At 63.7% G+C, this 16805-nt stretch carries 18 protein-coding genes; 8 read left to right on the top strand and 10 right to left on the bottom strand.

Annotated features, from left to right (window positions below):
* Nucleotides 1–2: 2 nt before the first annotated feature.
* A complete protein-coding gene (locus ACODSU_RS03300; RefSeq protein ID WP_015014252.1) occupies nt 3–1010 on the bottom strand; it encodes a D-2-hydroxyacid dehydrogenase family protein in 1008 nt (335 codons plus the stop codon).
* A 1103-nt stretch (nt 1011–2113) separates the two neighbouring features.
* Nucleotides 2114–2788 carry a transcriptional repressor LexA gene (gene lexA / locus ACODSU_RS03305; protein WP_110958782.1) on the bottom strand — a complete coding sequence of 225 codons (675 nt, stop codon included), beginning with the start codon at nt 2786–2788 and terminating at the stop codon, nt 2114–2116.
* Between the two features lie 83 nt (nt 2789–2871).
* Here lexA and ACODSU_RS03310 point away from each other — a divergent pair, with 83 nt between their 5' ends.
* From ACODSU_RS03310 to ACODSU_RS03320, 3 genes are read left to right on the top strand one after another with little or no spacing between them, the layout of a single operon-like run.
* Nucleotides 2872–3831: an asparaginase gene (locus tag ACODSU_RS03310; RefSeq protein WP_488840069.1), complete on the top strand. Its 960-nt coding sequence runs from the start codon at nt 2872–2874 to the stop codon at nt 3829–3831.
* A 20-nt stretch (nt 3832–3851) separates the two neighbouring features.
* The gene (locus ACODSU_RS03315; protein ID WP_488840071.1) at nt 3852–4271 is read left to right on the top strand and encodes a hypothetical protein; all 420 of its coding nucleotides are present in this window, start codon (nt 3852–3854) and stop codon (nt 4269–4271) included.
* Between the two features lie 41 nt (nt 4272–4312).
* Entirely contained in the window at nt 4313–4783 is a 471-nt protein-coding gene (locus tag ACODSU_RS03320) for a DUF6152 family protein (RefSeq protein ID WP_488840073.1), read from the top strand.
* Nucleotides 4784–4935: 152 nt separating this feature from the next.
* Here the strand turns inward: ACODSU_RS03320 and adk are convergent, their stop codons facing one another.
* The 6 genes from adk to ACODSU_RS03350 all read right to left on the bottom strand — a co-directional run bounded on the left by adk (nt 4936) and on the right by ACODSU_RS03350 (nt 9086).
* Nucleotides 4936–5592 (bottom strand): adenylate kinase, encoded by a 657-nt coding sequence (gene adk / locus ACODSU_RS03325; RefSeq protein ID WP_015014247.1) that lies wholly within the window; start codon nt 5590–5592, stop codon nt 4936–4938.
* Nucleotides 5593–5845: 253 nt separating this feature from the next.
* Entirely contained in the window at nt 5846–6676 is an 831-nt protein-coding gene (kdsB, locus tag ACODSU_RS03330) for a 3-deoxy-manno-octulosonate cytidylyltransferase (protein WP_488840074.1), read from the bottom strand.
* Entirely contained in the window at nt 6673–6855 is a 183-nt protein-coding gene (locus ACODSU_RS03335; RefSeq protein ID WP_488840076.1) for a Trm112 family protein, read from the bottom strand. The genes kdsB and ACODSU_RS03335 overlap by 4 nt, the downstream gene beginning before the upstream one ends.
* 28 nt (nt 6856–6883) lie before the next feature.
* Nucleotides 6884–7993 carry a tetraacyldisaccharide 4'-kinase gene (gene lpxK, locus ACODSU_RS03340; protein ID WP_488840078.1) on the bottom strand — a complete coding sequence of 370 codons (1110 nt, stop codon included), beginning with the start codon at nt 7991–7993 and terminating at the stop codon, nt 6884–6886.
* A gap of 5 nt (nt 7994–7998) precedes the next feature.
* Nucleotides 7999–8433 (bottom strand): ExbD/TolR family protein, encoded by a 435-nt coding sequence (locus tag ACODSU_RS03345; RefSeq protein ID WP_488840079.1) that lies wholly within the window; start codon nt 8431–8433, stop codon nt 7999–8001.
* Between the two features lie 5 nt (nt 8434–8438).
* Nucleotides 8439–9086, bottom strand: coding sequence for a MotA/TolQ/ExbB proton channel family protein (locus tag ACODSU_RS03350; RefSeq protein WP_056062406.1), 648 nt, complete (start codon nt 9084–9086; stop codon nt 8439–8441).
* A 352-nt stretch (nt 9087–9438) separates the two neighbouring features.
* On the opposite strand from ACODSU_RS03350, the gene xseA reads away from it, so the two are divergent.
* Together xseA and ACODSU_RS03360 are read left to right on the top strand one after the other, a co-directional pair.
* Entirely contained in the window at nt 9439–10764 is a 1326-nt protein-coding gene (gene xseA, locus ACODSU_RS03355) for an exodeoxyribonuclease VII large subunit (RefSeq protein WP_488840081.1), read from the top strand.
* Between the two features lie 211 nt (nt 10765–10975).
* Entirely contained in the window at nt 10976–11557 is a 582-nt protein-coding gene (locus ACODSU_RS03360) for a superoxide dismutase (protein WP_015014240.1), read from the top strand.
* A 172-nt stretch (nt 11558–11729) separates the two neighbouring features.
* Here the strand turns inward: ACODSU_RS03360 and ACODSU_RS03365 are convergent, their stop codons facing one another.
* Nucleotides 11730–12269, bottom strand: coding sequence for a DUF192 domain-containing protein (locus ACODSU_RS03365; protein ID WP_488840083.1), 540 nt, complete (start codon nt 12267–12269; stop codon nt 11730–11732).
* 198 nt (nt 12270–12467) lie between these two features.
* Nucleotides 12468–12671: a hypothetical protein gene (locus ACODSU_RS03370; RefSeq protein ID WP_015014238.1), complete on the bottom strand. Its 204-nt coding sequence runs from the start codon at nt 12669–12671 to the stop codon at nt 12468–12470.
* A gap of 225 nt (nt 12672–12896) precedes the next feature.
* On the opposite strand from ACODSU_RS03370, the gene icd reads away from it, so the two are divergent.
* From icd to ACODSU_RS03385, 3 genes are all read left to right on the top strand, one after another.
* Entirely contained in the window at nt 12897–14156 is a 1260-nt protein-coding gene (icd, locus tag ACODSU_RS03375) for an NADP-dependent isocitrate dehydrogenase (RefSeq protein WP_015014237.1), read from the top strand.
* A gap of 386 nt (nt 14157–14542) precedes the next feature.
* Nucleotides 14543–16393: a PAS domain S-box protein gene (locus ACODSU_RS03380; protein WP_488840086.1), complete on the top strand. Its 1851-nt coding sequence runs from the start codon at nt 14543–14545 to the stop codon at nt 16391–16393.
* Nucleotides 16390–16803, top strand: coding sequence for a response regulator (locus ACODSU_RS03385; protein WP_015014235.1), 414 nt, complete (start codon nt 16390–16392; stop codon nt 16801–16803). Before ACODSU_RS03380 ends, ACODSU_RS03385 begins: the two co-directional genes overlap by 4 nt.
* Nucleotides 16804–16805 lie beyond the last annotated feature (2 nt).

Genomic DNA, 16805 nt, shown 5'->3' on the forward strand with positions numbered 1-16805 from the left:
CGCTAGCGCCTCACCTGTAGTGAGCCTGGGTTCACGATGTTGGTGGGTGTGCCTTTGATGAAATTCACCACGTTGTCAAAAGCTGCACCAAAGTAGAGCTCATAGCTGTCCTGTTCCACGTACCCAATATGTGGCGTGCAAATGCAGTTTTCGAGACGGAGCAGGGCGTGCCCTTGCAGGATAGGTTCGCTCTCGAACACATCCACCGCGGCCAAGCCTGGGCGCCCTCGGTTGAGGGCTGCGATCAGCGCGTCTGGCTCGATCAATTCTGCGCGTGATGTATTGACCAGCAGCGAAGTTGGCTTCATGCACGAGAGATCTTCGAGCGAGATGATGCCCCGCGTCTCGTCGTTCAGGCGCAGGTGCAAAGAGATCACGTCGCATTGCGAGAAGAACTCTTCCCGCGTGGCTGCTGCCTGGTAGCCGTCCGTCAGCGCCTGCGCGCGCGATGCTTCACGGCCCCAGACGCGCACGTTCATACCAAAAGCGCGCCCGTACCCGGCCACCAGTTGTCCAATGCGGCCATAGCCCCAGATGCCCAGGGTCTTGCCCCTCAGCACATTGCCGATCCCGAAGTTGGCGGGCATCGAGGCGGTCTTGAGACCTGACTGCTGCCAGGCGCCATGCTTGAGATTGGAGATGTACTGGGGCAGTCGGCGCATGGAGGCCATCACCAGGGCCCAGGTCAGCTCAGCCGGTGCCACCGGGGACCCAACCCCCTCTGCCACGGCAATGCCGCGCTCGGTACATGCCGCCACATCAATGTGGCTGCCAATCTTGCCGGTTTGTGCAATGAGCTTGAGCCGAGGGAGCTTCTCGACCAATTGGCGCGTGATCTGGGTCCGTTCACGGATCAGCACGATGATGTCTGCATCTTTGAGCCGCACCGAAAGCTGCCCCAGCCCCTTGACCGTGTTGGTGTAGACCTTGGCGGTGTATGCGTCGAGCCGCGATGCGCAATGCAGCTTGCGCACTGCATCCTGGTAATCGTCGAGGATCACAATGTTCATCCCGACATTGTGCCTTGGTGGGCGCGGAGAAGAACCACCCAAGCCCTGTGGGCATGCCAAAGCCCCCAGTTTTTGGTGACGGAGTGCTGCGGAGATACCAGAACAGAAATGGCCTTATCACTCCGCACGACCGCACGACCGCACGACCGCACGACCGCACGATTGGCGCAGGTGGGCCTCCGTGTTTGGTGTCGATCAAGATTTGGTAAGGCTCAGCACCAGCCTCGGGGCTGTGGGTGCAATCCTGGCACCACCTCATCGGCTGTAGCTCCGTAGTCTGAAGGGAAGGCCGCCACAGTGAGGAATATCAAAGAGCGCTTGCCACCTTAGCCCCCCAATGTCCAGCAAATCAGGCCCTGAGAGCCTCGGATGCCGCCAAGCGGTCCAGCTCTGCGCAGACATCTGCCATGCGGCCTGCAATCACCAGGCGTCCGGTACCTGCGGCGTCAGAAGCCCGGCGCAGCACTTTGGTTGTTCGTGGGCCGCAGGAAGCCGTACCCACCGCTGATAGGAAAGCTTGCCGTTTGCTGCCGGCCATGTGCGTTGGCAGAAAAGAGCGCTGCGTGTCGGGCAAACGGGCAGGGCTTTCTGGCGCTCGTGCAGGTGGTTTGGCCGTAAAAGGCCAGTTCCCGCGAGGAGCGCGTTGTCCTTGGTGCTGTTCAGCACGATGAAGTGTTGCAACGTCTGCAGCCCGTCTTTGGGAAATAAACGGCGATGCACTCCCAAATTCAGTGAGCTCTCTTGTCTCTGCTTGCGCCGGTAGGGTCGTCTTGTCTGCAGACGCTAGCTCCGCACTCGCAAACAGCTTTTTGAGGCTGCGAACAGGGCTCTGCAGGGCAGAAAGGGTGAACAAAGCAATTCCCATGTGAAAACTCCGAAAGTCGGGGGTTGAACATAGGCAGGATTGCAACGTGGCTGAGTACCAGAACACCCAAAAGCAGCGCGAGACCATCCCCTGCGGTGCAGGCAACTGCTCCGCCGATTCATCACACATTGCCTGGGAGTTGTTGGCACTCAACGGGATCCGCATCGCAGGGCTGGTGTACCGATCAGAATCTGTCCACCAAACGCCCGCCACCCACGGTGCGGCCCCTGAGCGCGTGCTACATCAGCATGGTGTTGCGGATAAGGCCCACTGCCAGGCCTTCTATCTCAAAGGGCTCACCTGGCTGCACCACGATCACGGGATAGTCGGGGTTCTCAGGCAACAACTCAATGGCGTTGGCGGTGCGGCGAAGGCGCTTGACAGTGACGTCGTCACCCAGGCGGGCGACGATGATCTGGCCGTTGCGGGCTTCGCGGGTGGACTGAACGGCCAGCAAATCGCCATCCATGATGCCCGCGTCACGCATGGACATGCCCCGCACCTTGAGCAGGTAATCGGGCTTGTGCTGGAAGAGGCTGTTTTCTACGCTGTAGGTCTGGTCTACATGTTCCTGCGCGAGAATGGGCGACCCCGCAGCCACCCGGCCTACCAAAGGCAAGACCAGTTGCGACAGGCCCGGGATGGGCAGGCTGAACTGGCTGCCGCGCGCGGCGTTGATGGAGCGCACCGTGTCGCCGCGCAGGCGGATACCCCGAGAGGTGCCGCTGACCAGCTCGATCACCCCTTTACGGGCAAGAGCCTGAAGGTGTTCTTCTGCCGCATTGGCTGACTTGAAACCCAGCTCGGCCGCGATTTCTGCGCGGGTGGGAGGCGCGCCGGTGCGTGCGATAGCGGTCTGGATGAGATCCAGAATCTGCTGCTGGCGGGCGGTGAGTTTGGGGTTGTCGAGCATGGTGGTTTCCGGTGCGGGCGGTTACAGTGATGAACAACTGTTTTTTAATCCAGTAACTGTATTTTTCACCAGTTTTTCGGAGTATGCAAGTGAGTGGGCAAAAAATTGTGGTTTTGGGCACCGGTGGCACGATTGCGGGCACCTCGGCCCAAGCGGGGGACAACATTGGCTACACCGCCGCGCAGGTGGGCGTGGAGCAAATGCTGACGGCTGTGCCAGGTCTGCAGGCTCTGGCAGGGGGCGCCTTGGTTGCAGAGCAAGTAGCGCAGATCGACAGCAAGGACATGGATGGCGAGGTGTGGCGCACGCTGGCATTGCGGTGCGCCCACCACCTGAATGACCCGGAGGTGAAGGGGTTGGTCATCACCCATGGTACGGACACCCTGGAAGAAACGGCGTGGTTCTTGCACGAAGTGCTGGACGCCGCCAAACCCGTGGTGCTGACCTGCGCGATGCGGCCTGCCACAGCCTTGACCCCCGATGGCCCCCAGAACCTGCTGGACGCGGTGGCAACGGTATTGGCGCCAGGTGCCACAGGTGTGCTGGCTGTTGCGGCGGGTGAAGTGCATGGCGCACGGCATGTGCAAAAAGTGCATCCCTACCGCGTCAATGCCTTCAGCTCGGGGGATGCTGGACCTCTGGGGTGGGTGGAAGAGTGTGTGGTCCGTTGGGCATGCAATAGCCCAGTAGTGCCGGTAAATAATGTCGATGGTGCTATGAATAATATAGTGAGCGCTGCGACTTGGCCGTGGGTGGAAATCGTCATGAACCATGCGGGGGCATCGGGCAGGGCGGTGGATGCGCTGGTGCGAGAGGGCGTGCAGGGCCTGGTGGTGGCCTGCACCGGCAATGGCACGATCCACCACGATCTGGAGGCTGCTTTGGTGCGCGCGCAGAACGCCGGAGTGCGGGTGGTGCGCTCCACCCGCTGCGCGGAGGGGCAGGTGCTGCCCAAGCCGGGTGATGTGCTTCCCGCCTCGCAAGGCCTGTCGCCGGTGAAGGCGCGGGTTGCCCTGATGCTGGATTTGCTGCGGATGCATTGATCTAAAAAGGGCCGGCAGCCGTGTTCACCGCACTCAAGACACACGCCTGGGCTTACCCCGCGCTGGAGGTCGTCCACATCATCGGTATTGCGTTGCTGCTGGGCAATCTGCTGCTGCTGGAGTTGCGGGTTTTCGGACGTGGTGCGGCATTGCCGGTGAAGGACCTCGCGCGGCTGAGTCTCACTGTGGCGCTGTGCGGCTTCGGATTGGCCGCAGCGTCGGGGCTGCTGATGTTTGCCGCCCAGTCTGCGGAGCTGCTCAGCAGCCGCGCTTTTACCTTGAAGATGCTGTTGTTAATGCTTGCGGGCTGCAACGCGGCGTGGTTTCATGCACGCGGTTCGCTTGCACGCCTGGACGGGTTGGCTCGCGTGCAGATGCTGGTGTCCACTGTGATCTGGCTGTTGGTGGTGGTCTGTGGCCGCTGGATTGCGTACCTTTGATATGGCCCCTTGAACCGGGTTTTATTCCTACGGGAGTCTTTATGGGCTTGCAACGTCGTCATGTGCTGATCGCCGCGAGTGCCTTGCCTTTGGGGGCACACGCGCATCACGGCTGGAGCAGTTTTGATGCGGACCGACCGCTGTATGTGGAGGGCACGGCGCGCAAAGTGCGGTGGCAAAACCCGCATGCAGAGCTGGAGCTGGAATTGCCCGCTGCGCTCCGGTTGCCTCCAGATCTTGCCCAGCGGCCTGTGCCTGCGCAGACCGCGCCGGTGGACGGACGCGCACTACTGGCCAAAACCGTGCTGCCCACCCGCAAGGACCGGGTCTGGGAGGTTGAGCTGGCTCCGTTGACTCGTATGCAGGCCTGGCAGGTGCCAGAGATCAAGCCGGATACGGCCGTGTCGGTGGTGGGCTTTGGCCTGCGGGACGAAAAGGGCGAGGCAGTGCTGCGCGCCGAATACCTGTTTGTGGACGGCAAGGCCTACGGCCTGCGATCCAGCCCCGCCTGAGCCCAGGCATGTGCCCGCAGCGGGCGGCTGTCGCGGCCACCGTGCGGCAGGGTGGCCCATGAAAAAAGCGACGCCCTGGTGCAGTGCGTCGCTTTCAGGAGCCTTGAGCGCCCAACGTGCGTCAGGCGGATCTTGGCCCTTGGTTCATTGCATCAGCTGGCCAGCGCCTGCAGCGCGCGTGCGGTGATCTCGTCCACGCTGCCCGTACCACTGATGGCGCGGTACTTGGGCGCTGCGGCGGGTTCAGCCTTGGCCCAGTTGCTGTAGTAATCCACCAGGGGGCGCGTCTGGTCGCTGTAGACCTGCAGGCGCTTCTTGACGGTTTCTTCCTTGTCGTCTTCGCGCTGGATCAGTTCTTCGCCGGTCACGTCATCCTTGCCTTCGACCTTGGGTGGGTTGAACTTGACGTGGTAGGTCCGGCCGCTGGCCGGGTGCGAGCGGCGGCCGCTCATGCGTTCGATGATGGCGTCAAAGGGCACATCGATTTCGAGCACGTAGTCGAGCTTGACGCCAGCTGCCTTCATGGCGTCGGCCTGGGGAATGGTGCGGGGGAAGCCGTCAAACAGGAAGCCGTTGGCGCAGTCTGGCTGCGTGATGCGCTCCTTGACGAGACCGATGATGATGTCGTCGCTGACCAGGGCGCCCGAGTCCATCACGGCCTTGGCCTGCAGGCCCAAGGGGGTGCCAGCCTTGACGGCGGCACGCAGCATGTCGCCGGTGGAGATCTGGGGGATGCCGTACTTCTGGCAGATGAATGTGGCTTGCGTGCCCTTTCCGGCGCCAGGCGCGCCCAACAGAATCAGTCTCATGGATGTCCTCGAAGGTTAGAAATCGGGTGGCGCCGCTGGCGGGGACGTTCGAAGGGCGCCTGTAGCCGTTCTGTGCGCCCGGGATGCGGTGCTCTCGTTACAGTTGAGGATAGCATGTGACCACCTTGCGCGGACTTACATGGGTGGCCGTTTCTAGGTCGGTGCCTCCATGCGAGCGCCGCAAGGGTCATCTGTGCGACCCCGGATGCATCCAACATGCACGCCAATGCGGATCGTTGGCGCCTGAAAACTGTCAGCGAAACAGTGCGCGGACACGCTCCAGGTCCTCTGGGGTGTCCACGCCAGGGCCCGGCGCCGCGTCTGCCAGGTGAACGGCGATGCGATGGCCGTGCCACAGTGCACGGAGCTGTTCCAGCGCCTCGATGGCCTCGGTCGGCGCAGGCGCCAGTTGTGGAAACTCCCGCAGAAACCCCGCGCGATAGCTGTAGATGCCCACGTGGCGTAGCGGTGCGAAGCCTTGCAGTGCCTTCACGCCGGGCTGGGCGGCCTGTGCTGCACCCTGCCACCAGGCCGTGCCAGCATGGTCGCGCCCAAAAGGGATGGGCGCGCGGCTGAAGTAATGGGCCAGGCCCCGCGCGTCCAGCACCACCTTCACCACGTTGGGGTTGGTGTAGTCGGCCAGGGACGCGATGGCATGGGCGGCGGTGCCCATGCTGGCTTCGGGTCGCTGCCCACCGTGGTCTTGCAGAAGGGCGGCCACGGCGTTGATGAGTGCGGGGTCTATCAGCGGTTCGTCGCCCTGCACGTTGACAACGATGTCGTCGCCCTGCAGCCCCAGTTGTGTGCAGGCCTCGGCCAGCCGGTCACTGCCGCTGGCGTGGTCGGCGCGGGTCATGACGGCATCCACACCATGGGCTGCGCTGGCTTGCAGGATGCGGGCGTCGTCTGCAGCCACCACCACGCGGACTGCGGCGCTCTGCGCAGCACGCTGGGCCACGCGCACCACCATGGGCAGGCCCGCAATGTCGGCCAGGGGCTTGTCGGGCAAGCGGCTCGACGCCATGCGTGCCGGTATCAGCACGGTAAAGGGGTTGTTGGCTGCGGGGACTACGGGGGCGCTCACTGCTCCAGTTCCTCGTCGGTCAGGGGGCGGGCTTCGTTCTCCAGCAGCACCGGGATTCCGTCGCGCACCGGGTAGGCCAGCCGCGCGCTGCGCGAGAGGAGTTCCTGAGCCTCGCGGTCATACGTCAAAGGGCCTTTGGTGACGGGGCAGACCAGCAGTTCAAGCAGTTTGGGGTCCATGGGGGAGAGGCTTTCCGGGTGGGTTCGTTCAGGCAGGGGCAGATGATAGCGGCGGCTTCTTGCCTCCTGGGCTGGGATTGATCTGGTTCAGCCAGTCATCCAGGGCAACAAAAAAGCGCGGGTCCAGCTGCGTGGCCAGCGGCACGGCCAGAGCGTCCGGATGGCGCGTCCAGAGCTTGACGGCGTCCTTTTCGGTGCAAATAAGCCGTAAGCGCTGGTCGGATATGCGCTGCCAGCTATAAAAATCATAGTGATCGGGTAAGGCCTCGGTGTGCTCCAGCGTCAGGCGCTGGGTGCGCAACATGGCAAAGAACTCGGCGGGTCGGGCCACAGCGGCCACCGCATGCAGGGGCTGCCCTTGCAGTTGTGCCAGTGGCACGTGGTGGCCGTCCGATTGCACGGCATAGGGCGCCAGGCTGCGTTGGAGGGCAAATGCCAGCGCTGTGGTGCCGCGCGGCGGTGCGCTGCCTGCATGCAGCACCATGTCCACGGGGCGGGGCCAGGGCTCCCGCAGCGGGCCTGCGGGCAGCAGAAAGCCGTTGCCGATGCCTTGGTCGTTGAAGATGCAGACCTCCAGGTCCCGCCGCAGTGCGAGGTGCTGCAAGCCGTCATCGCAGACGATCACATCGGTATCGGGTTGGGCTGCCAGCAACGCGCGTGCGGCGGTGATGCGCCGTGGGGCCACAAACACGGGCACCGTGCCGCCCCCCGCTACGCTGCGGGCAATCAAGGCCGGCTCGTCGCCCACCTCGCTGGCAGGGCTGTCGGGTTGCACGGCACGGCAGTCATGTGTGCTGCGACCGTAGCCGCGCGAGATCACGCCCGGGCGCAGACCACGCGCCTGCAGGTGTTTGACGAGTGCGATGACCACCGGGGTCTTACCGGCGCCTCCGGCAATCACATTGCCCACCACGATGACAGGGCGGCCCGGGTGCTCGGACCGAAGCCAGCCCCGGCGGTACAGCCAGCGGCGCAGGGCCACCAAGGCGCCATACATGAGAGAGACGGGCCAGAGCGCCCACGCCGCTGGACCCCGGGACTGCCAGATGTTCTGCAGCCGCTGTTCGGCCGTGGCAGAGGAGGGCGGAGGGGCTTGCGGGGCCGAAGCCCGGGGCGGCTGCGGCCCTGAAGCGGCCATGCCCGTCAGCGGCTGGCCGCGCGGCCCGACGTGGACGATTGCGTGGCGAACGTGATCTGCGTGAGGCCCACGCGGCGCGCGGCCTCCATCACGGTGACCACGGACTGGTGCGGCGACATGGCGTCGGCGCTGATGATGACTACGCTGTCGCGGCCTGCGGTGGCGGCGGTGCGCAGCGCCTGGGCGATGGCATCCACGCTCTTGCCTTCCACGCCGGTCTTGTTGACGGCGTAGCGGCCGTCTGCGGCCACCGACACGATCACTTCCTTGGGGTGGTCGCGCTGTTGCTCGGCATCGGCCACGGGCAGGGTGAGCTGCAGCTCCGTGAACTTGCTGTAGGTGGTGGTGAGCATCAGAAAGATGAGGATCACCAGCAGCACGTCGATGAACGGGATCAGGTTGATCTCGGGCTCATCCTTGGCGCGGGGGCGAAAGTTCATGGCGCTTATTTGGCTTTGCGCAGGCGCAGGATGTGGCGAACGAACTGCTCCGATGCCAGTTCCAGCGTGAGCAGATACGCGTCCACGCGGGCCCGGAAGTAGCGCCAGAAGATCAGGGAGGGGATGGCCACGATCAGGCCGAACGCCGTGTTGTAGAGCGCGATCGAAATGCCGTGTGCCAACTGTGCCGGGTTGCCACCGCCCATGGCCTGGCCCACACCGCCGCCGCCGGCTTGCGAACCAAAGATCTCGATCATGCCGATGACGGTGCCCAGCAGGCCCAGCAGCGGCGCGGCCGAGGCGATGGTGGCCAGGGCCGACAGGTACTTCTCCAGCCGGTGAGCCACTGCGCGGCCCGTACCTTCCATCGCGGCGCGCAGGTCGGTTTCGCTGCACTGGGGGTTGCTGTTGAGGGTGCGCAGACCGCTGGCCAGCACTTCGCCCAGGGCCGAGTTCTGGGCCAGCTGGTTCACCACGTCGGGGGTGGGCAGGGCCTTGGACGACACCGTGATGGCTTCGTCGAGAAGTTTGGGGGGGGCCACGCGGGCCGTTTTCAGGGCCAGAAAACGTTCAAAAATCAGTGCCAGTCCCAGGACGGAACACGCGATCAGGGGCCAGATGGGCCAGCCTGCGGCTTGTATGATGGACAGCAAATCTCTCTCCGCGCAGATGAAAGCAATCGGCGATTATGGCCCAGCTTATGGCGGCCACTGCGTCACAAACCGTTACGTTATCGCGCAGACTTCCCCTCGCTGCGCTCACCCACAAAAACTGTGGATAACTTTGTGGGCAACCCACATCCGCAGCCCCGCAAAGTGGCTCCACGCCGTGCTTGCAACAGATTGATGAAAAATTGTGCAATGAAAAACATATATAAATCAACAACTTGCACGTGTTCTCGTGTTTTGCGGCCGATTGGGATGTCTGGTTTGAAGGCAGCTCCCGCTGGCCCGAAACTGTGGAGTACTTGCATGGGGGGCGCCACGCCAACGCGCGCCATTTCTCATGTTTGACCGCTCAAGCCCAGCAGCGGCGCCCCGAATCTGGGAAGTTGGCGCGCTATGCCGCGCCATTGCTGACGCGCTGGAGGCGCGCTTCAATCCTGTCGCGGTGCGCGGCGAGATCACGGGCTTCTCGCGCGCGTCCAGCGGTCATTGTTATTTTTCAATCAAGGACGCCAACGGACAGTTGCGCTGCGCCATGTTCCGCCGCGCAGCCACGCTGCTTGACTTTTCGCCGCGCGATGGCGAATTGGTGGAAGTGCGTGGCCGCCTCGGGGTGTACGAGGCGCGGGGCGATCTGCAGTTCATCGTGGAGAGCATGCAGCGTGCGGGGCAGGGCGCGCTGTTCGAGCAGTTCCTGCGCCTCAAGGCACAGCTCGACGCCGAAGGCCTGTTCGACACGGCGCGCAAGCGCCCGCTGCCGCTGCAGCCGCGCGGCATTGGCCTGGTCACCTCGGCGGGTGCGGCTGCGTTGCACGATGTGGTGACGGCGTTGCGCCGCCGGGTGCCGCACATTCCGGTGGTGCTGGTGCCCGCGCAGGTGCAGGGTGTGGCCGCCCCGCCGTCGATCATTGCGGCGCTATCAAAACTGTATCTGCTGGCGCAAGCGGGGCGGGCGCAAGGGGGTGATTCGAATCCTAATCCGCCCATTGACGTCATTCTGCTGGTGCGGGGAGGCGGCTCCATCGAGGACCTGTGGGCCTTCAACGACGAGCAACTGGCCCGCACCATCGTGCAAAGCCCGGTGCCCCTGGTCAGCGGGGTGGGGCACGAGACGGATTTCACCATCGCCGACTTTTGCGCCGACCTGCGCGCTCCCACGCCCACGGCGGCGGCTGAACTGGTGGCCCAGCCGCGCGAGGTCTGGCTGGGAGCGCTGGATTTGCTCGCAGGCCGCCTCAGCGATGGTGTGCAGCGCCAGCTCGATACCCGTCACCAGCGCCTTGACCAGGCCGCCGCCCGCCTGGGACGCCCCTCGGGCCTGGTGGCGCGCCAGCAGTTGCAACTGGCGCGCCTTGCGCAGCGCATGCGCCACGGGGTGCTCCTGAACATGCAGCGCCTGGCGCAGCGCCAACAAGCGCTGGAGGCCCAATTGCCCCAGACTCTGCAACGCAGCGTGGCGCAGAACGCCGAGCGGCTGGAGCGTGCCGCCCTGCGACTGGAATTGCTGGACCCGCGCCTGGTGCTGCAGCGCGGTTATGCGCTGCTGACCGACACCAGCGGCCAGGCTGTCACCAGTATCCGCCAGGCCCAGCCGGGCGACGCACTGCGGGCCACGCTGGCCGATGGGGCTGTGGATGTGACGGTGTCGCAGCCCCGGCTTTTGTAACCGGATCGTGCAGGGCGGTGGGCGGCCGGCAGCCCGCCTGTAGGACATGGGCGGTTTGTGGCGCTGCGGGCGGAATCCAGGAGCCCACATGCTGCACAGGTCACCTGATGTTCCTACAATGCCCCCTTCGCGCTGTGTCCGACTGCATTGCTCAGGAAAGCCCGCGTTGCAGACGGCATCCCAGAATTTCAAACCACGAGGAAACACCACCATGGAACACACCCTTCCCCCGCTGCCCTACGCCATCGACGCCCTGGCCCCGCACTACAGCCAGGAAACCCTGGAGTACCACCACGGCAAGCACCACAACGCCTACGTGGTGAACCTCAACAACCTGCAAAAGGGCACCGAGTTCGAATCCATGACGCTCGAAGAGATCGTCAAGAAGTCGAGCGGCGGCATCTACAACAACGCTGCGCAAATCTGGAACCACACCTTCTTCTGGAACTGCATGGCTCCCCAAGGTGGCGGTGAGCCCTCGGGCGCGCTGGCCGCAGCCATCAATGCCAAGTGGGGCAGCTACGCCGCCTTCAAGGAAGCCTTTGTGAAGTCCGCCGTGGGCAACTTCGGTTCGGGCTGGACCTGGCTGGTGAAGAAGGCCGACGGTAGCGTGGACATCGTGAACACCGGCGCCGCCGGCACGCCCCTGACCACCGCTGACAAGGCCCTGTTGACGGTGGACGTGTGGGAACACGCGTACTACATCGACTACCGCAACATGCGCCCCAAGTTCGTCGAGACCTTCCTCGACAAGCTGGTGAACTGGAAGTTTGCTGAAGCCAACTTCGCCTGATCGCTCCAGGCAGTCGCGGTGTGGAGCTCTGTCCACATCGCACTGACAACAAAAAACGGCCCATGGGCCGTTTTTTATTGCTCCACAGAAAAGTTGAAGTCTTTTCGGCTGGATGCGCTAGTGAATCATGCCTGTGCCGCTATTGAAAATATAGCGTCAGCAGCCGCGTGCATTACTGCCGTGCAAACGGAGTTCCGCCGAGTTTCGCCCCCGCCTTGATGCCCTTCTTGGCAAACCAGCCTTGGTTCATCTCCAGCACGTAGCGCACGGGCTTGGCCGAACAGTGCGAATCCAGCGTCTGGGGCTTCATGTCCTCCAGGTTCACGATGGTGCCGTCATCGGCAATGAAGGCTGCCGTGAGCGGCAGCAAGGTGTTCTTCATCCAGAAGCACTGCTGCGAGGGCTGCTCAAACACAAACAGCATGCCCTCGTGCGCGGGCATTTCCTTGCGGTACATCAGGCCCGTCTGGCGCTCCTGCGGGGTGAGGGCGACCTGGACATCGATGCGGTGCATGCCAGCGGTCAGCTCCACGCGCCGCAGGTTCATCTGGGGGCCTTCCTGCGCTTGGGCGACCCCAACGGGCGCGGCCAGTGCACATGCCGCAAGCCAAACCCCCCAGGCCCCGACGGCGCGGCGGGCGCGGCTTGGAACACCGGTCGCCCCGCGCAGGGCGGCGAGCGGGAAGGCTGGGAGGGCGCGTGAGGCGGTCATGGGCGGGGCTTTCTGGCAAAAAAAGACAACACGAAGTGCGGCAACTGCGCCAGAGACGGACTGCAGCGGTCGCGAAAAGTTCAGGCTGTGCGCAGGGCGTCTGCGTCACCAAAGAAAACGCCCGCAGGAGCGGGCGGTTTTAAATCAGCGAAGGCCTGGGGGCCCGGTGGCGGGTACGTCAGGCCTTGCAAAGCTGGTTCAGGCGGCCTTGTGGGCGGTTTTCTTCTTGGCGACCTTTTTGTGGGTCTTTTTCTTGGCGACCTTCTTGGTGGCCGGAGCTGCTGCCTGGGCCGTCATGGGAGCGGCTGCAGGAGTGGTGGTGGCAGGGGCGGCTGCGGGTGCCTGTGCAAAAGCACCAGCAGTGAACAGACCGGCCACGAGGACAGCGAGGAGTTTTTTCATATATGCCGTTTCCAGTGTGAACGAAGGTTGAAGGGCCGGACGAATTCCGTACGGCTCCACTCGCAACGATAGCAGCGCGCGGCCCGTTGACAGGGTCTTCGACGAAATTTTTTGTCATTAGAATGGTTCGAAACCACACTGCCACGCCTGTGGCGGTGCCTCTTTTCCTCGCTTTGCCCCTCATCGACCGAATCAGACTCGGCGCATACCGGAGACTCCCCACCCATGACCACCTACCAGCACATCGTGGTGCCTGCCGAAGGCCAGAAAATCACCGTCAACGCCGACATGTCCCTGAATGTGCCGGACGAGCCCATCATTCCCTTCATCGAAGGCGACGGCACGGGCCTGGACATCACCCCCGTCATGATCAAGGTGGTGGACGCAGCCGTGGCCAAGGCCTATGGCGGCAAAAAGAAGATCCACTGGATGGAGGTGTACGCGGGCGAAAAGTCCACCAAGGTCTATGGCCCCGATGTGTGGCTGCCCGACGAAACCCTGCAGGTGCTGCGCGAGTACGTGGTCTCCATCAAGGGCCCGCTGACCACGCCCGTGGGCGGTGGCATCCGCTCGTTGAACGTGGCGCTGCGCCAGGAGCTGGACCTGTATGTGTGCCTGCGCCCCGTGCAGTATTTCAAGGGCGTGCCCTCGCCGCTGAAGGAACCTGAAAAGACCAACATGGTCATCTTCCGCGAGAACTCGGAAGATATCTACGCCGGCATCGAATTTGAAGCCGAGTCGGACAAGGCCAAGAAGCTCATCAAGTTCCTGCAGGACGAGATGGGGGTCAAGAAGATCCGCTTCCCCAACACGTCTGGTCTGGGCGTGAAGCCCGTGTCCATCGAAGGCACGGAGCGCCTGGTGCGCAAGGCCATCCAGTACGCCATCGACAACGACAAGCCCAGCGTGACCATCGTGCACAAGGGCAACATCATGAAGTACACCGAAGGCGGCTTCCGCGACTGGGCATATGCCCTGGCGCAGAAAGAGTTCGGTGCTGAGCTCATCGACGGCGGCCCTTGGTGCCGCCTCAAGAACCCCAAGAACGGCAAGGAAATCACCATCAAGGACAGCATCGCCGATGCCTTCCTGCAACAGATCCTGCTGCGCCCGGCCGAGTATTCGGTCGTGGCCACGCTGAACCTGAATGGTGACTACATCTCCGACGCGCTGGCGGCACAGGTGGGCGGCATCGGCATTGCCCCTGGCGCCAATATGTCCGACTCGGTGGCCTGTTTTGAAGCCACCCACGGCACCGCGCCCAAGTACGCGGGCAAGGACTACGTGAACCCCGGCTCCGAGATTCTCTCGGCCGAGATGATGCTGCGCCACATGGGCTGGACAGCGGCCGCCGACCTGATCATCAGCTCGCTGGAGAAGTCGATCGCATCCAAGAAGGTGACCTACGACTTTGCCCGCCTGATGGAAGGCGCCACCCAAGTGAGTTGTTCCGGGTTCGGACAGGTCATGATCGACAACATGTAAGACCGCACAGCGCTGCCACCCACACGGGGCGGCCGGTGACATGTTGATGCCCCCGATCCTTGATGGGTTCGGGGGCTTTTTGTTTGGGGCGTGGCCCTTGCGCTTTGCAGTGGATCGCGATGGGTTGCAGCCTTGGCACTTCAGTGTTGGAGTTTTGCCGCGTTCCCCCCTAATATGGTTCGGCGCTCTCGCCGCATTACGTTGCCCCTGCTGTCTTGGAGCTGGGGCCACGCAATGTGGCGAGGGGTGGCAACAGTACACAGCATGGTGAAAGTGCTGTGTGCCCTCACCACCCACACCAAAAACACCGACACCGGGGCCAACGCAGGGCGCACCCAGGCATAGCCAGCACCGCGATTCAGCCCCACCCGGAGCGAGAGGGCTGCATGGCGACTGAATTTTCTGCCGCGTACTGGGAGCAAAACCCCGATGCATTGCTGGTGCTGTCGCCCCAGGGCGTGGTGCTGGAGTGGAACCCGGCGGCCGAGCTGATCTTTGGGTATTCGCAGGCCGAAGTGCAAGGGCGCTCCGTCCTCGACCTCATCGTGCCCCAGGGCCGCGCGCACGAAGAAGACCTTTTCCGTGCCGAGGCCCTGCGCCTGGGCACCTCGGTGCAGGAGGCGGTGCGCCGTCGCAAGGACGGCTCGCTGGTGCATGTCAATGTATCGACCAAGGCCGTGCGCGATGCCAGTGGTCAGGTGCTGTACTTCCTGTCGAGCAAGAAGGATGTCACGCAGCTCAAGGTGCAGCGCGACGCCAAGCTGCTGGAGGCGCGGTTTCGCGATTTGCTCGAATCCACCCCCGATGCGATCGTGATGGTCAACGTGACCGGGCGCATCGTGCTCGTCAACTCCCAGGCCGAGCGGGTGTTTGGCTACCCCCGTGCCGAACTGCTGGGGCAGGCGGTAGAGGTGCTGCTGCCCCACCGCTACCGCGGCGCCCACCTGGGCCACCGCAGCGGCTTTTTTGGCCAACCGCGCACTCGCACCATGGGGGCTGGGCTCGAACTGCATGGCCTGCGCAAGGACGGCGGTGAGTTTCCGGTCGAGATCAGCCTGAGCCCCATCGACACCGAAGAGGGCACCATGGTGATGAGCGCCATCCGCGACATCACCGACCGCAAGCGCGCCGATCAGAAGTTCAAGGACCTGCTGGAGGCCGCGCCGGACGCCATGGTCATCGTCAACCGCGAGGGGCACATCGTCCTCGTCAACTCGCAGGCGGTCAAACTGTTCGGCTGGAGCCGCGACGAGTTGCTGGGCCAGCCCATCGAGTTGTTGGTGCCCCAGCGCTTCAGCGCCCGGCACCCCGACCACCGGCGCAATTTTTTTGCCGAACCACGCACCCGCTCCATGGGGGCAGGGCTGGAGCTGCACGGCTTGCGCAAGGACGGCAGCGAGTTCCCGGTCGAGATCAGCCTGAGCCCGCTGGAGACGGAGGAGGGCCTCTTTGTCTCCAGTGCCATCCGCGATGTGACCGAGCGCAAGCGCATCGAGCAGGTGCTGCGTGACAAGAACCTGGAGCTGGAGAACGCGGCCCTGGTGAAAGACCGTTTTCTGGCCAGCATGTCCCACGAGCTGCGCACGCCCCTCAACGCCATCATCGGCTTTACCGGCACGTTGCTCATGAAGCTGCCCGGGCCTCTCAATGCCGAGCAGGAAAAGCAGCTGCGCATCGTGCAGACGGGCGCCAAGCACCTGCTGTCGCTCATCAACGATCTGCTGGATGTGGCGAAGCTCAGCGCCAACAAGGTCACGCTGAACCTGGAGCCCGTGGACTGCAAGACCCTGATCGAAGAAGTGTCTGCCACACTGGAAATGGAGGCACGGCGCAAGGGCCTGGCTTTTGCGGTGCACACGCCGCCGGTCGATGTCTTGCTGCTCACCGACCGGCGTGCGCTCAGTCAGATTCTCATCAACCTCGTGGGTAACGCCATCAAGTTCACGCAACAGGGGCGGGTGGATGTGGTGCTGCAGGATTTGCAGCTGCCCACCGGCCGCGCGGTGCAGCTGCGTGTGCAGGACACCGGCCCGGGCATACCGCTGCAGGAGCAGCCCCGGTTGTTCGAGGCGTTTTCGCGGGTAGAAAGTGCAGACCGCCGCCACCATGAGGGCACGGGCCTGGGCCTGCACCTGAGCCGCAAGCTGGCCGAGGCCCTGGGCGGCACGCTGGGTTTTGACAGCACCGAGGGCCTGGGCAGCACCTTCACCCTGCAATTGCCGGAGCATGTGGCATGACGACCACCACCACCCATCCCGCCACCGTTCTGGTCATCGAGGACGATGACGCCAGCCGCATGTTGGTCACCTATCTGCTTGAAGCTGCCGGCCACCGGGTGCTGGCCGCCGAAAACGGTGCGGTGGGGCTGGACCTGGCGCTGGCCGAGGGGCCGGACATCGTGCTGTGTGACCTGCAGATGCCCGTGATGAACGGCTACGAAGTGGCCCGGGGCCTGCGGTCCAGCCCGCGCTGGCGGGTGGTGCCTCTGGTCGCGGTGACGGCCTTCTCGATGCCGGGCGACCGTGAGAAGGCCCTCGAAGTCGGTTTTAATGAACACCTGTCCAAGCCCATCACGCCCGAGACCTTTGTGCAGCAGATCGAGGCGTTTTTGGCCAGTGCCCGGCAAACACCCCCTCAATCAGGTTGAAC

This window comes from Acidovorax sp. FG48 (genome assembly GCF_057809085.1).